This is a genomic window from Mucilaginibacter sp. SMC90 (genome assembly GCF_022811725.1).
GTDB lineage: Bacteria > Bacteroidota > Bacteroidia > Sphingobacteriales > Sphingobacteriaceae > Mucilaginibacter.
In genome coordinates this window covers 1,342,722-1,357,444 of sequence record NZ_CP094527.1, presented here as the reverse complement: position 1 = coordinate 1,357,444, position 14,723 = coordinate 1,342,722, and the positions used below count along the sequence as shown (strand labels likewise).

Annotated in this window: 9 protein-coding genes; 4 read left to right on the top strand and 5 right to left on the bottom strand. The window is 42.8% G+C overall.

Annotated features, from left to right (window positions below; translation table 11 throughout):
- Window positions 1–244: 244 nt before the first annotated feature.
- The 5 genes from MTO98_RS05985 to MTO98_RS05965 form a co-directional block, all read right to left on the bottom strand.
- Entirely contained in the window at window positions 245–1,351 is a 1,107-nt protein-coding gene (locus MTO98_RS05985) for an acyltransferase (RefSeq protein WP_243485700.1), read from the bottom strand.
- Between the two features lie 99 nt (window positions 1,352–1,450).
- On the bottom strand, window positions 1,451–3,916 hold the full coding sequence (locus MTO98_RS05980) for a glutaminase family protein (RefSeq protein ID WP_243485699.1): 2,466 nt from the start codon (window positions 3,914–3,916) through the stop codon (window positions 1,451–1,453).
- Between the two features lie 225 nt (window positions 3,917–4,141).
- Window positions 4,142–4,711 (bottom strand): Crp/Fnr family transcriptional regulator, encoded by a 570-nt coding sequence (locus tag MTO98_RS05975; RefSeq protein ID WP_243485698.1) that lies wholly within the window; start codon window positions 4,709–4,711, stop codon window positions 4,142–4,144.
- A gap of 32 nt (window positions 4,712–4,743) precedes the next feature.
- A complete protein-coding gene (locus MTO98_RS05970; RefSeq protein ID WP_243485697.1) occupies window positions 4,744–6,189 on the bottom strand; it encodes an MFS transporter in 1,446 nt (481 codons plus the stop codon).
- A gap of 216 nt (window positions 6,190–6,405) precedes the next feature.
- Window positions 6,406–7,434, bottom strand: a complete 1,029-nt coding sequence (locus MTO98_RS05965) for a LacI family DNA-binding transcriptional regulator (RefSeq protein WP_243485696.1) — start codon at window positions 7,432–7,434, stop codon at window positions 6,406–6,408.
- Window positions 7,435–7,749: 315 nt separating this feature from the next.
- Here MTO98_RS05965 and MTO98_RS05960 point away from each other — a divergent pair, with 315 nt between their 5' ends.
- From MTO98_RS05960 to MTO98_RS05945, 4 genes are all read left to right on the top strand, one after another.
- Entirely contained in the window at window positions 7,750–8,634 is an 885-nt protein-coding gene (locus tag MTO98_RS05960; RefSeq protein WP_243485695.1) for an ROK family protein, read from the top strand.
- Window positions 8,635–8,662: 28 nt separating this feature from the next.
- Window positions 8,663–9,892, top strand: a complete 1,230-nt coding sequence (locus MTO98_RS05955) for a sugar MFS transporter (RefSeq protein ID WP_243485694.1) — start codon at window positions 8,663–8,665, stop codon at window positions 9,890–9,892.
- A 180-nt stretch (window positions 9,893–10,072) separates the two neighbouring features.
- Window positions 10,073–11,236 carry a glycoside hydrolase family 130 protein gene (locus tag MTO98_RS05950; protein WP_243485693.1) on the top strand — a complete coding sequence of 388 codons (1,164 nt, stop codon included), beginning with the start codon at window positions 10,073–10,075 and terminating at the stop codon, window positions 11,234–11,236.
- Window positions 11,237–11,532: 296 nt separating this feature from the next.
- Window positions 11,533–14,718 (top strand): TonB-dependent receptor, encoded by a 3,186-nt coding sequence (locus tag MTO98_RS05945; RefSeq protein ID WP_243485692.1) that lies wholly within the window; start codon window positions 11,533–11,535, stop codon window positions 14,716–14,718.
- The last annotated feature ends 5 nt before the right edge of the window (window positions 14,719–14,723 follow it).

Here is a 14,723-nt window from a genome sequence, read left to right as displayed (position 1 = left end):
CAATATCTTCGTTTGACATAACAAAAAGAGCCTTCACTACATCGTAAAGGCTTTTTTTACATCTCTTAACCGGATAAAATCCGGATCAGTTAATTGGTCAGATGCGTTATTAGTTAAAATACTTTTAACAATCCCTAATAATTGCTTTTTGAACCGTTCAATGTGCAACAAACTCTCATCGCGGTTTGGCCGGTTGTGATAATCCTGTCATTGATTATTAAAAAATCTGGCGAGCTTTTCTTTTTCAACCAAGCTTTTTTCGCAGCCATTTTCGAACCGGCTCATCGTACCATTTTAAAGTGATATACGCCAGGATAATTGCACCAATCAAAATAGCTAATGCATAAGGCCAGGCCTGCACAATGGTTACGCCTTTATGATTGCTGATCCATGCAACATAAAAATAAACCAGCGGATAATGCACCAGGTAAAGCGGATAGGAAATATCGCCTAAAAATTTGCAGATCCTGCTTTCCGTTTGAGTTTGTATCACACCGCTGGCACCAAGGTAAACAATAAGCGGGAAAACGATAATGATACAAACGGATTCATAGATCCCGTTCATCCAAAGATGGTTGGCACCACCGATACGCGGCATATATAGAACGATAGCTACCAGGATACTGCACCATAAAAAGGCATTTTTAATTTGGGCTGGTTTTGCTATCCGTGAAAGTAACAGCCCGGCAAAGAAAGGATATATGGTGCGGGTAATGCCCACGCGCACTTGCTCTACATTCAGTGTCCAGCCTCCGCTAACGTCTCCATTAGTTATAGCCAGATGTGCAAGCGCCACAGCGGCAATACAAACCAATACTGTCAAAGTAGTTTTTGAAAATTTCCTTATCCAAACTGCGTAAAGAATGTTGGCTATGTATTCAAAGAATAAAGACCATCCTACACTGTTCATAGGGTGCATCTCTTCCCAGCCACGTATATCAAGCGATAAGGGTACTGGCAGGATGGTATAACCAATCAGCATCACCAGCAGCATCTTCCAAAGGGGGACGGTATGGATGAGCGGCCATATCGTAGAATCCGTAAAATAGAACCCGATAGCACCGAGTGTCATCCCTAAAATCACCATTGGCTGCAGGCGCTCGATACGGCGTTTAAAGAACGTGCCGATTGTCATCTTATGCCAGCGGTCGTCATAAGCATAGCCGATAACAAAACCCGATAACAGGAAAAAAAAATCGACCGCCAGATATCCATGATTAACGATGATATCCAAATGTCCCGTCCCCAGCGGTTCTGTGAGGTGAAAGGTAACTACGATTATAGCTGCCACGCCGCGCAAACCATCCAGTATCGGGTAATGCGGCTTGGTGATCAGTTGATTATTGTCCATTATATAAGGTTAAGAGAATCGGGCACTGATATAATACGAGCCGTACGGTCTCCATCTTCAAAAGGGAAACTGTACGGCTCATAATTATATGTTCAGAAATTATTTTGCGTTCAATTTATCAGCCAGCACTTTCATGTAAAAACCGCCTACTACACTCCGCGCTTTGAAGTTTTCCCTGATGCCTGTTTTTGAATCATAAAAGTCATTCAATGGCACGCGTGATGGGGTTTCCAGGGCGTGTACATAAAGTGGCTTGATCAGCGCCTCGAACTGATCTTTTTGAGGAGCAAAAGTTGCTGTCCAGACTATCCAGTCGTTCTTGGTATATGTTTTACGGCTGTCCAACGGAATCCCGAACTTATTTATTTTGGTAAGATAGTACCGGGTTTCGGTATCATACACTTTTTGAGGGAATAAATGCAGCCCCAGCACTTTGTCCCAAACCAGGTTATATTTCTGGCTCCAGGTATCTTTATTGTCGAAAGTTAGTGCATAATGATCACCGGCGTCGGCCATTTTTATCCACTCGGGCACCATGCCTTCGGCTATGGCCCTATATTTTTTAGCGGTTTCGGTTTCACCCAATGTCTCGGCCATTTGCGCGTAACAAGCTATGGCTACGATGGCTTTTACCGATAAATTAGCGTTGCGGGCCAGGTGACCGGCAAAGTCATCAGTACATAACTGGGATTTTGGATCCAGGCCTTCTTTGGCCAGGTAATCAACCCAGCTGGTTAGTGTTTGCCAATGTTTTTTTGCATAGCCGGCGTTGCCTTCAGCTTTAGCAATAGCGGCACAAAGAATGATCATATTACCTGATTCCTCCACCGGCATTGGCTCACCATAAGTTTGTCCGTTGGCCTTAGGATAAGTGCCCAAGTCATGCGCAGCCCAAGGGTGCGGATATTTGCCCGATTCACTGAAGTGGAAAATGCCGTTCAGCATGCCCTGCATCAATTCCGGGTTATAAAGCAGGTAAAGCGGAGCTGATGGATAGGTTACATCCACCGTATTGATGAAACCGCCACTATTGTTTTCTTTAGATAACCATAAAATTTCACCTGCGGGGCTTTTAACCAGTGTATGTGCCGCAATGCTTTGGCGATAGGCCAATACGCACAGGTATGCGTATTCTTTTCCTCCCGAACGTAAGGCATCGGCATAAACCTCCTTATCGAAAGCGTTGCATTTTTGCACTACAGACTGGTATTCATCAAGGGCGTTTGTAAGCTCGCATTCAATGGTAGCTTTGCCCGAGTTATTCCACCACGGCCTCAAATCAGTATTGAAATACTGTACAGAAAACCTTTCGTCATAACCTAACTCAACAAAGCGCTCAACAGCGTTTTTACCAACAGTTCCGAAAGGAATGATGGTATTTAGTGAAAGTGAATGCCCTTTTGATGCGGTTGATAAAACAGCTCCCTTCCTGAATGCGTTTGCAGCTTCGCTGCCTTTGGTAATAAACTGAACCGCACCGGCAGTCTTTGGCGCAGCTACATAAAAATACCCCCAGTCAATACGCATATCATCGGCACCTTTTTGAAGAACAGGCTGCTCAAGGGTGCCGGTTTTTAAGACGGAAAGTTTCGCAGTGGCATATTTTTGTGCGCTAACCTCCTGCGATGGCTGATAGACCGCGATATCTGACGATGCACCCAGGAAAACTTTCACAGCATGATTTTTTCCGTCATTTGCATTCACTTTATAAGTGACGTAAGAAACCGGGCGAGACAACAAATTGAGGTCGTTCAACAGCAACGGTGAAGTGAAAGTAAGCTGAAGGTTTACTTTTCCGGCAGCGAAATCGTAAACAGTTCGCGTTGCATTCACCGCTACATTTTTTTGTTCGGCCAGTAAAATTTGTGAAGCATTATCTTTCAATTTATCTGCAAGACCAAAATCTAAAAAGCGGCCACCAGCCGTGTTAGCAAGGTGGATAGCTATCACGTTTTGACCCGCTTTAAGTTTGTTTTTATTGATGGAGAAGTATTGAAAACTGCTTGTCCAGCCTTTCTTCTCATAAACGCTGGTGCCGTTCAGAAAAACCTCAACATTGTCGTCGTGATTAAGTTTTAGTAAAAGCTCATTAATACCGGCGATACTATTAAGATTGAATGTCCTCCTTACCCAAATGTCGTCCGATTTCCATAACGTTTTTACGCTTTTTTCATCGTCGCCGATCGGTGCCTGTCCGGATTTCCAGCCGGTAGCATTGTATTTTAGCGAGGTCCAGTCGCCCGCCGGTTTGTTTTCAGTGTAAGTAACGTTATAAGACGCTTCATCAGAAGCGCTCAATATGGTTTTGTAGCTGGTTTGCTCTTTTCCAAGAAAACGATAGATTTTCCCATCCACGTTAATAAGTCCCAGCAACGAGTGCTCTGCACCTGTCCAATGCGTTGTGGTAGAGTTGTTCAGTTGATCGGTATTTGACCAGATACTAAAATAAGTGTTGTGCGTGATCAGCGGATAAGCAGGTGCTTTTCTTTCCTGTGCATGCACAGTCCCGGTGAGGCATGCATAGGCCAGTAATACCAATGACTTAAGTCGGTTAGATTGGTTCATGGATAGTATATAATTGATGTTTTATTCAAATCGTAAAAGTAAGTAAAAGCGTTCCCGGGATATCTTCATATTGTATCAAAGTCCGCGCATATCGTCTCATTTTCGCCTATTTTTATGCGAACCTCAGGGAGTTTTATAGGATTATAGAAAGAAATTATGTGAATGAATTGGCAAGATTATAAGCTTTTTGATTGACGGCTTTCCCGTCACTTATGGTAAGGCATTCTACAATTTTGACTTCAACCTGCTTAAACCTTCTTGTGTAATATTCAAATAATTAGCCACCAATCTGTTGGGCAAACGTTTTATGATCTCAGGATTTTCTTTAAGCAACAATAAATAGCGTTCGGTAGCATCGTTGGTAATAAAACTCATCAACCTGTTGGTGTTTATTACATATGCGTATTCCAGTTGACGGCGATAAAACTTGTCCCATGCGGGTAATGTTTCTACCAGGTGGTAAAAATCCTTCCTGTCCATATAAAGCAGCTCTGAATCCATTACAGCTTCAATATATTCATTCGAGGGGTTTTCGGTAATGAACGATACCATTGATGATGATGCGTCATTTTCAAATATGATCCTTCGGGTAACTTCAGTGCCAACATCCTTTATAAAATAAATCCGCAGGCAACCCTTCACAACAAAATACATCCTGTTTGACAAACCGCCTTCGTGCAATAAGATTTCTTTCTTTTTAACGGTGCGGGATTTAAAATACGAAAGGACTAATTGCAAATCTTCATCGCTCATTTTAACTTTTTTCAGGATGTATTTGGCTAATGCTTCTTTCATAAATAGCTAATAGAATTTATTATTTATTAAAACTATGCATTTTGCTTAAAGAACCTGGGGTAAATTAACAATGCTGCAACCAATGCAATAAATGCGTTTATCAAAAATACTTTATCAAAGCCATAAGTTATTGACTGTGCTGACCCGCCAGTTTTTGAGGTGCCCGCCACACCCGACAAAACAGCAAATATAACCCCCATAACAGTTGTTCCGGTTATTTGCCCTAAAATGCGCGACAGTGACAGGAAACCACTGAGCAGCCCGCGTTGGTCTGCCCGCGCAACTTCCATTACCACCGTATTGTTAGGGGTTTTGAAAAAGTTTAATCCCAGCGCAATTATTCCTATCCGCCAAAGATAACCTGCAATATTTTCGGCCGGGGTGATTGTACTCATACAATAACATCCAATTGCTATGGTAAGTACGGCATAAAACATCACGTTTTTTGCACCGTATTTATCTGCTATTTTACCTGCGTAAATACTTAGCGCAACAGTTAATAATGGCCCGAAAGACATAATCAGTCCAACTTGTACCAAGCTGTAATTGGCTGCCTTTGAAAGATAAAACGGCGGCAATATTACCGTAGTGATAATTACCGTGTATACAAGTACCGTAGCAACCAGGTTTTTACTGATGAGCCGGTTTTTAAAGATAGCGACATTTATTAACGGATGGGTTATCCTTTTCTCTAACTCAATAAATGAAAAAAAACCTGCAACAGTAATTGCTAATAATATTAAAACCAAGGGATTATTGAAGCCTTGTTTTTCAATCATAGTCATACCGATACAGTAGCACGATAAGGTTACTGCCAATAGTATTATTCCAGCCCAATCAATAGCCACCGTTTTTTTAATGGCAGGGCTCAATATATATTTATAGCCCAATAAGTAAGCTATTACTCCAAAGGGAACATTTACCAAAAACATTGATTGCCACCCAAAAGTTGAAAGCAATATGCCGCCAATGGTTGGCCCGCTTGCAATGCCAAGCGCGGTTATTGTTGATAAAATACCCATTACCTTGCCCAGCTGCTTTTTGGGCGTAAGCTCGGTTGCTATAGCCATGCTCAAAGCCAATATTAAGGCTGCCCCTACCCCTTGTAAACCGCGAAAGCCAATAAATAATGTTGCACTGCTGGATAAACCGCAAAGCAGGGATGCTACGGTAAATATTACGATACCGGCCAGGTATAGCTTCTTTTTCCCCACGATATCACCAAGCCGCCCTGCAGCGGTAATTAAAGCAGTAAGCACAAGCAGGTAAGCCAAAACAAACCACTGCGCCGCGGCAAATGTTGTTCTTAACGTTTTGATCATGGTTGGCAACCCTACGCTCACAATACTTGTGTCAAGGTTCATCATAAACAAGCTAATGGAAATACCGGCAATAGCAATGTTCAGGTTGGCTATATTATTGTCAGCCCTTGCTTCAATATCAGTATTGTGCAAGGTTTCTAATGTTTCTGTTTTCATGCTACAAAATTGAAAAGCAGAAAATGAATAAACATTGATGTGTGTTAAAAAATGGAAGAAGATGGAAGTTGCTTTGAATGCAGCTGCGTTACCGTTTAACTGTTTACAAGATGAAAAGAAAAAGATCCGCGTTGCTACTAACCGGTGCCGGCACCCGGTATATTTTCCAAATTTTTCAAACCGGGCTTTTGTGTTCTTACTTAAAAACGGTAAAGTTTACCGCTGTACTGATTTTATGGTCGATCCCCTCAGTATCAATTCGGGGTGAATGATAATTTTGCTCAAATCTTTCAGCCTCACCTTATTCTCCAATTTATCTAACAGAATTTTAAATAACTGTTTGGCCATTTCATCAAGAGGCTGCGCAATGGCACTGATAGAGGGATTATAAATATTGAAAACATCATGGTCATCAAAGGCGATTACAGCAATATTTGAGGGAATATTCAGTCCGGCTTCATTGATAGCCTTGATGCCGCTCAATGCAAGATAATTGGTGGCAAAGATAACCGCATCAAGATCGGGGTTATCCTTTATAAACTGAACCAATTGCCTTACGGTTGTTTCCATGTTGTTTTCAAAGGGAACTTTCAGGATCAGCGGTTTCAGTTTATGCTTCTTCAGGGCAGCCGTATAACCATCCCGGCGTTCTATCATTTGTGTCTGATCTGAATTTAAGGTAACCAGGCCGATCTTTTTTGAAGAACCCGTTACCAGAAAATCAACCGCCTCGTAAGTGCCGTTGTAATTATCAAGGCCAACGTAATCCGTAGGTACATCCGGCAGGTAGCGGTCAAACAATACCACGGGTATACCGTCGGCAAGTAAAGCCTGGATCTCCGGTTCAATACCGGCTGGCGGGGTAATGATATAACCATCCACATGCCGCGCTCTCAATAAGCTGATCAGCTCCCGCGTTTTCTCAGGGTCATTCTCGGTACTGCAATAAATGATCTTATAACCATTTTTATAGGCTAAAGCTTCAAGGTGAAAGGCAATGTGCGAAAAAAAGTAATCTGATATCTTTTCAACCAACAGGCAAATCATCTTCGTTTTGCCGGTACTCAGGCTCTTGGCAAGCTGGTTGGGCCTGTAGCCTTTTTCTTCTACGAACTTCAACACGCGCTCCGTTAGCTCCTCACTAATCCGCTTCTCTTTCGCTTTTCCGTTCAATATAAAAGAAACAGTCGACTTGGCAACATGAAGTTCATTCGCGATATCATTGATCGATAGTTTTTTGCTCATTTAGGCAGTAATAATTAGGTTGAAAATCAAAAATAATCAAAGCATTTTTCAAATGTAATATTTTTGATTTGCAAAACCGGTTTTATTGTTTATAATTGCCCCGAAAGATAACAAGAAGCTTTTTTTATTTTCCGGACAAGGAAATTTCAGTTATAAACCACGCATCTCCTATTAGCAAACAAGCAATCACATCATTTATACAGTGAATATATCATGTTTAAACTCCAGCAAATAATTATCGGGCCATCACCTTTATGCAAAACCGGTTTGCTAATTTATAACATCAGCACAAACTAAAAAACAAAAAAATCAAATATGCAGGCCGAACAATTATCACCATATATATTAACTGCCGACATAGGCGGCTCGCACATGACAGCCGGCATTTGCGATCTGAGGGCAAATGCATTAATAGCAGGGAGCATCATAAGTGTTGAGGTTATGAGCAAGGGCACAGCAAATGAAATATTATCGGCCTGGGAACATGCGTTTCAGGAGGTTTTAAAAACAAATAACCTGCCTATCTCAGGCTTGGCGGTTGCTATGCCCGGCCCTTTCGATTACGATAAAGGCATATCCTATATCAAAGGACTGGATAAGTATGAAGCCATATTTGGTATGAATATCAAAAAACATTTTGCTGCTGCCCTTGGGATGAAAGACGAACAGGTACGTTTTAGGAACGATGCTGAATGTGCTATAGCAGGCGAAGCTATTTCCGGTGCAGGCAGGCAGTACGATAAAGTAATAGGCATAACGCTTGGAACCGGCTTCGGATCAGCCTTTTCGGCAACCAAGGTAGCCAAAGATCTCAACCTCGGCAGCGATCCTTACAAAGAAAGCATTGCAGACGATTATTTTTCGACCCGATGGTTCGTAAAGCGATATACCACGCTAACAGGACAGGTATTAACCGGCGGTGTAAAAGAACTGGCTGCACTGGCCGTAAAAAATGATCAGGCCACGCAAATATTCAATGAATTTGCCGACCAGCTTGCCGGGTTCCTGTCAATAGCCGCAAATAAATTACAGCCCGATGTGCTGGTAATCTGCGGAAATATTGCTAAGGCTTCAAATTTCTTTTTACCCCGGCTTCAAAAGAATTTAAATTCACTCAAAATTGAACTGGCCCAATTGGGAGAGCAAAGTCCGCTGATTGGTGCTGCGGCAATTTTTACAGATCACAACAACCTTATCTGATTCAGTAACCAAATACAACCAAAATAATATGCAAAAAGCTGCTTTTATCGAGAAGAAGTACATTGTCAATTTCATTTTCGTTACCTCTTTATTTTTAATGTGGGGCGTATTACATGCCATGAGCGATGTGCTGAATAAATATTTTCAGGGCGCGCTCAATGTTTCCAAATCACAGTCGGGCCTGATCCAGCTCTCTGTATTTGGAGCTTACTTTATCATGAGTATCCCTGCAGGATATTTTCTGAAAAAATTCGGGTATAAACCGGGAGTTTTACTGGGCTTGGCCTTGTTTGCCACGGGGATCTTTATGTTTGTGCCGGCAGCCAATGCTGCGTCCTTTAACTTTTTCAGGATTGCCCTGTTTGTGATGGGCTGTGGTATGGCCACACTTGAAACCGTTGCCCACCCCTTTTCTGCAGCACTTGGCGATCAGCGCACCAGCGATCTGCGGGTGAATTTTTCACAAATGTTCAATGCCATTGGTGCTATATGCGGCCCGCTAATTGCAGCATGGTTTCTGTTCGGTAACGGAAACGCAAACTCCACTGATCTTTCTTCAGTCAAATCCCTTTATATAGGCATTGGGGCAGTGATCATTCTTCTGTTTATCGCGTTTCTTTTCCTTAGGGTACAGCCGCTTAATGATCCTCACGCTGCCGCAAAAACCGATGATCCGGAAGCCGTAAATATTGATTTAGCGCCTTCAAAAAAGCTATACCAGCACAAGCATTTTGTGTGGGCGGTTGCAGCACAGTTCTTTAATGTGGCGGCACAGGGCGGCACCTGGGCATTTTTTATCAATTACGGCCACGAAGTAATGGGTTTCAGCAATCAAACTGCCAGTAATTACATGAGCATTTTTATGCTGATGATGGCACTTGGACGTGTTGTGGGCACTTTTTTAATGAAGTTTATTGCACCTAATAAACTACTGGCCGCTTTTGCAATGGGCAGCATCATTATGTGCCTTATTGTTGCACAGGCATGGGGATGGACATCATACATCGCCCTCATGATGATCAACTTTTTCTTCAGCATTATGTTCCCAACCATATTCAGTCTCGGCTTAAAAAACCTGGGCGGTCATACACAACAAGGCTCGTCTTTTATATCAATGGGTGTTGTTGGTGGTGCCTTTTTTCCATTACTGATGGGCCAGATTGCCAACCATGATGTTGCCAAAGCTTATTATCTGCCTATTATATGCTATGCCGTGATCTTTTTATTCGGCTACAAACTTTATAAAGTTAAGCACTAAGCTTATCAACGCCTTCCTCCAGTTATCCCTTTTGTAAAAATCTTGCAGTATGCGGATAACTTCTTGATAATTAATTTGCAAAACCGGTTTTATTGCTTAATATTGCTAAAGTTATAAAACCGGTTTTGCAAATTAAACCAACCGGCTATTATCCAATTATCAAACCTATAATACAGCCTGATGAATAAAGGTATAACTACATTTGCGGCAGTTTTAACCTGCCTGTTATTTTTCAATCTTTCGTTTGCGCAAACAAGCGTACAAAACAAATTGCCTAATTGGGCATTTGGCGGCTTTGAAAGACCAGCCAATACCAATCCTATCATCTCTCCACTGGCCGGCTCAAGGTTTTTAGACCCCATGTCGGGTAAGCAGGTTGGCTGGGAGGCTTTTTACACATTTAATCCTGCAGCTACAGTAAAAAACGGCAAAGTAGTGGTTTTATACCGCTCTGAGGATATGACCGGCGATGCTATCGGTACCCGTACATCACGCATTGGCTATGCAGAAAGTACTAATGGGCTTCATTTTAAAAGAAGCGGAAAACCTGTAGTTTATCCGGGAAATGACAGTCAAAAAGAATTTGAATGGCCGGGTGGATGCGAAGACCCAAGGGTTGCCGTAACCGAAAACGGAACCTATGTAATGTTTTACACCCAGTGGAACCGAAAAGTGCCGCGCCTTGGTGTTGCTACTTCCAAAGACCTCGTAACATGGGTTAAACATGGCCCTATCTTCAGGAAATTCTATAACGGTAAATTCGCTGATATTCCTAATAAATCCGCCTCTATTGTAACTCAATTGAAAGGTGGTAAGATTGTTATTGCCAAAGTAAATGGTAAATACTGGATGTATTGGGGAGAGTTGCATGTATTTGCCGCCACTTCAACCAATCTTGTTGACTGGGAGCCTTTAACAGATGGCAAAGGCGAACTCAAATGGCTTATCTCTCCGCGCAAAAATTACTTTGACAGTGACCTAACCGAGTGTGGCCCTCCGGCGCTGATCACCAAAAATGGCATCATATTATTCTATAATGGCAAAAACCATCCCGGCAATGGTGGCGATAAACGCTTTAACGGCAATTCATATTGTGCCGGCCAGGTGTTGTTTTCGCTTAAAGACCCTACTAAGGCAATAGGCAGGCTCAATGTTCCTTTTTTACGGCCAATGGAACCTTTTGAAAAAAGCGGCCAGTATGTAAACGGAACTGTTTTTATTGAGGGGCTAACCTATTTTAAAAACAAATGGTTTTTGTATTACGGTTGTGCTGACTCTAAAGTTGGCGTAGCTGTTTTCGATCCTAATAAACCTGCGCCGCCTGATCCGGTGCCAGTATTATAAACCTGACACACAATTTTATTCAATAACCTGCTGATCAACCGAAAATTCGGTGATAGTGGATTGCTTTTGCCCAAAAATGAAATACCTGACTGGTTCACAACACAAATACGCCAACTATAAAATACTGAGGAATTAAAAAATTCAAGAGAAGAAAGGGTGAATCTTATGAGATAATCTATTAAAAGTCAATTGCCGGCAGCGTTGCTGAAAATGCAACCCCGCTGCCAACAGGTACCGGCCAACCAGCCCGGCAACGATCATATGATCAATAACCATTAACCAAATAACCAAAGCATATGAAAAAAACTTACAGTTATTTCATTATCCGTCGATATGAAAAGAGGATCGCTTTAAACCTAAAAGTTGCAGCTACCTTATTCCTGGTAACATCGATGCAATTTTCAGTTAAAGCCAATCCGTTAAGCAAGCCTTTGACCCTGCCGGTAATAAAAACCGGCAGTCAGGGTACCTTTAAACCTGTTGTTGCTGATATTAAGGTAAGCGGCACCGTTACCGATGCAACAGGTGCTACCCTTCCCGGTGCTTCCATCAGCTTAAAGAGCGGAAAAGCCCTGGCCGTTACTGACGTTAACGGGCGCTTTACAGTTACCGTAGCTGAAGATGCGGTATTAACCATAAAATATATCGGGTATGAAACCCAGGACATTTCGGTTTCGGGCCGCGCGGCAATCAATATAGTTTTACAAGCAGCAGCAGGTAACCTGAACGAAGTAGTTGTAGTGGGCTATACCACTCAAAAAAAGAAAGACCTCACCGGTGCGGTTTCACTTATCAGCAGTAAAGATATCAGCAGCTTGCCCGTTGGCGGTGTTGACCAGGTGCTGCAGGGTAAAGCAGCAGGCGTTTCTGTTACCGAAAACACCGGTGCGCCGGGCGAAGGCATCTCGGTTCGTGTACGCGGGGTGGGTACCATCAATAATAACGACCCGCTTTACATCGTAGATGGTGTGCCTACACAAAACGGCATTAATGAAATTTCGCCTAATGATATTGAAACTATCAATATTTTGAAAGATGCATCCTCGGCAGCTATTTACGGGGCCAGGGCATCAAATGGTGTAGTTATTGTAACCACCAAACGTGGCAAATCAGGCAAAACACAATTAAGCTTCAGCGCTTATACCGGCGTTCAAACCGCTCAACACCTGATTAAAATGGCTAACAATGCGCAATACGTGAGCGCATACAATACTGCTGCGAAAAACGACGGCAGGCCAATCATATCAGATAGCCTTGCCAGTACCTTATCAGATGTTAACTGGCTTAAACAAGTATTGAAACCCGCCCCAATAACCAATGCCCAGTTATCCATAAGCGGCGGAAACGATAATTCGCAGTATATAGTTTCTGCAAACTATTTTAAGCAGGATGGTTTGATCAAAAACTCATCGTTCGACAGGTTTAACCTGCGTACTGCGGTTAGCGGCAACATTGCCAAATTCCTTAAAGTAGGTACTAATGTTAACCTGGCCTACTCTAAAACAAGAAGCGTGGGCAGTTCGGGCGATGGTTACACCGGTGCGGCAGCCAGCGTGGTGCGCTTTGCTTTATTCCGTACACCCGGCACACCAGTTTACAACGCCAGCGGGCAATTCGTGGATCTGCCTAAGCAGGACCCGTTGCTTGGCAATTTTCTTGGCGATGGCATTAACCCGGTGGCAGAGGCAGATGCCAGCAATGACAACACTTATGGCTATACCATATTGGGCGACGGTTACGTGGAAATTGACCCAATCAAAGGGCTGAAAATAAAATCAGACATCGGCGTTAACCTCATCCAAACTGATTACAAACAGTTTTTTGAAACTTATGGTATCGACCGCTTTTTCAACTCTCCTAATTCCCTTGCACAATCACACACCAACGACCTGAATTATAACTGGACCAATACAGCCACTTATGACCTGATCCTGGGTAAACATACTATCAACTTTTTAGCGGGTTCAGAGGCTATTAAGCAGGATGTACAGGCTTTGTCAGCATCGCGCAAGGGCTTTACGGATCAGACACCAAATTTTCAATATTTGGATAACGGCACAGCAGCTTCGCAGCAAAATGGCGGTAATGAATACCATTCGGCATTGTTCTCCATATTTGGCCGTATAGGTTACCAGTATGATGACAAATACCTTGCAAGCGTCAACTATCGTCGTGATGGTTCATCACAATTAGACCCTTCATCACGCTATGAAAGCTTTTACTCCGGGTCATTGGGCTGGAGAATTGACCGCGAGGATTTTATGAAAAATATCAAGCCGATATCCACCATGAAACTGCGCGCAAGTATAGGCCAGCTGGGTAATTCACAAATTGGCACTTACCCTTATACATCGCTACTAAGTGGCAATTTTTATTATCCTTTTAACGGTACCACAACGCAGGGGTACAGTATTACGTCAAAGGGCAACCCTAACATCCGCTGGGAAAAAAGCACGCAGAAAGACGTAGGGCTTGATTTAGGTTTTTTTGAAAATGCATTAACCTTTACTGCTGATTATTACATCAAAAACACATCTGATGTGCTGCTAAACCTGCCGCTGCCCAGCAGTGCAGGTAACGGCGGCAACCCGGCAGTTAATGCGGGCAAGGTACGCAATAGCGGTATCGAACTGGAGTTAGGCTACAAAAAGACAACCAGCACCGGTTGGACTTATACAGTGAGCGCGAATTTTGCTACCGTAAACAACAAGGTGGTTTCCTTAGCTGGCGGTGCCCCAATTGCCAATGCACGTATTGATAATAATTATTTCGCCACCCTTACAGAACAGGGCCATCCAATCGGTTCTTTTTACTTACTGCAGCAGGAAGGTGTTTTCCAAAACGCCCAGCAGGTATTTACCCACGCCTATCAGGGACCCGGAATCCGCCCGGGCGATGTTATGTATAAAGACATTAACGGCGATGGCATTATCGATGATAAAGACCGCACTTTTGTTGGCAGCCCTATCCCTAAATTTACTTACGGACTTACGGCAGGCGTTCAATACAAAAACTTCGACTTAAATGTGTTTTTCCAGGGTGTATATGGTAATAAATTATATAACCAGGTATTAACGGACATTGAAGGTTTTTATCGTCCGTTCAATATCACCGAACGTATAGCTACCCAAAGCTGGACGGGCCCCGGAACAAGTAACACCTTTCCGTTATTATCCTGGTCTGACGGAACAAACAATAAACAACCATCAACCCGCTTCCTGGAAAGCGGCTCTTACTTAAGATTAAAGAATGTACAGTTAGGTTATAAACTGGGCCATAATGCGCTCAAAAGTATAGGTTTATCGTCGGTAAGGGTATTTGTGAGTGGTCAAAACCCGCTAACATTTACTAAATACACCGGTCTTGACCCAGAACAATATAACAACAGCAATAATGGCAATGCCGTAACCGCAGTTGGTATCGATTGGGGAACCTATCCAACAGCACGTACCATAACATTTGGTATTAACGCTAATTTCTAATCATA

Bases quoted from the DNA above. Each gene is read 5' to 3' on its own strand.
- MTO98_RS05985 (WP_243485700.1), bottom strand. From the start codon at position 1,351: ATGGACAATAATCAACTGATCACCAAGCCGCATTACCCGATACTGGAT.
- MTO98_RS05980 (WP_243485699.1), bottom strand. From the start codon at position 3,916: ATGAACCAATCTAACCGACTTAAGTCATTGGTATTACTGGCCTATGCA.
- MTO98_RS05975 (WP_243485698.1), bottom strand. From the start codon at position 4,711: ATGAAAGAAGCATTAGCCAAATACATCCTGAAAAAAGTTAAAATGAGC.
- MTO98_RS05970 (WP_243485697.1), bottom strand. From the start codon at position 6,189: ATGAAAACAGAAACATTAGAAACCTTGCACAATACTGATATTGAAGCA.
- MTO98_RS05965 (WP_243485696.1), bottom strand. From the start codon at position 7,434: ATGAGCAAAAAACTATCGATCAATGATATCGCGAATGAACTTCATGTT.
- MTO98_RS05960 (WP_243485695.1), top strand. From the start codon at position 7,750: ATGCAGGCCGAACAATTATCACCATATATATTAACTGCCGACATAGGC.
- MTO98_RS05955 (WP_243485694.1), top strand. From the start codon at position 8,663: ATGCAAAAAGCTGCTTTTATCGAGAAGAAGTACATTGTCAATTTCATT.
- MTO98_RS05950 (WP_243485693.1), top strand. From the start codon at position 10,073: ATGAATAAAGGTATAACTACATTTGCGGCAGTTTTAACCTGCCTGTTA.
- MTO98_RS05945 (WP_243485692.1), top strand. From the start codon at position 11,533: ATGAAAAAAACTTACAGTTATTTCATTATCCGTCGATATGAAAAGAGG.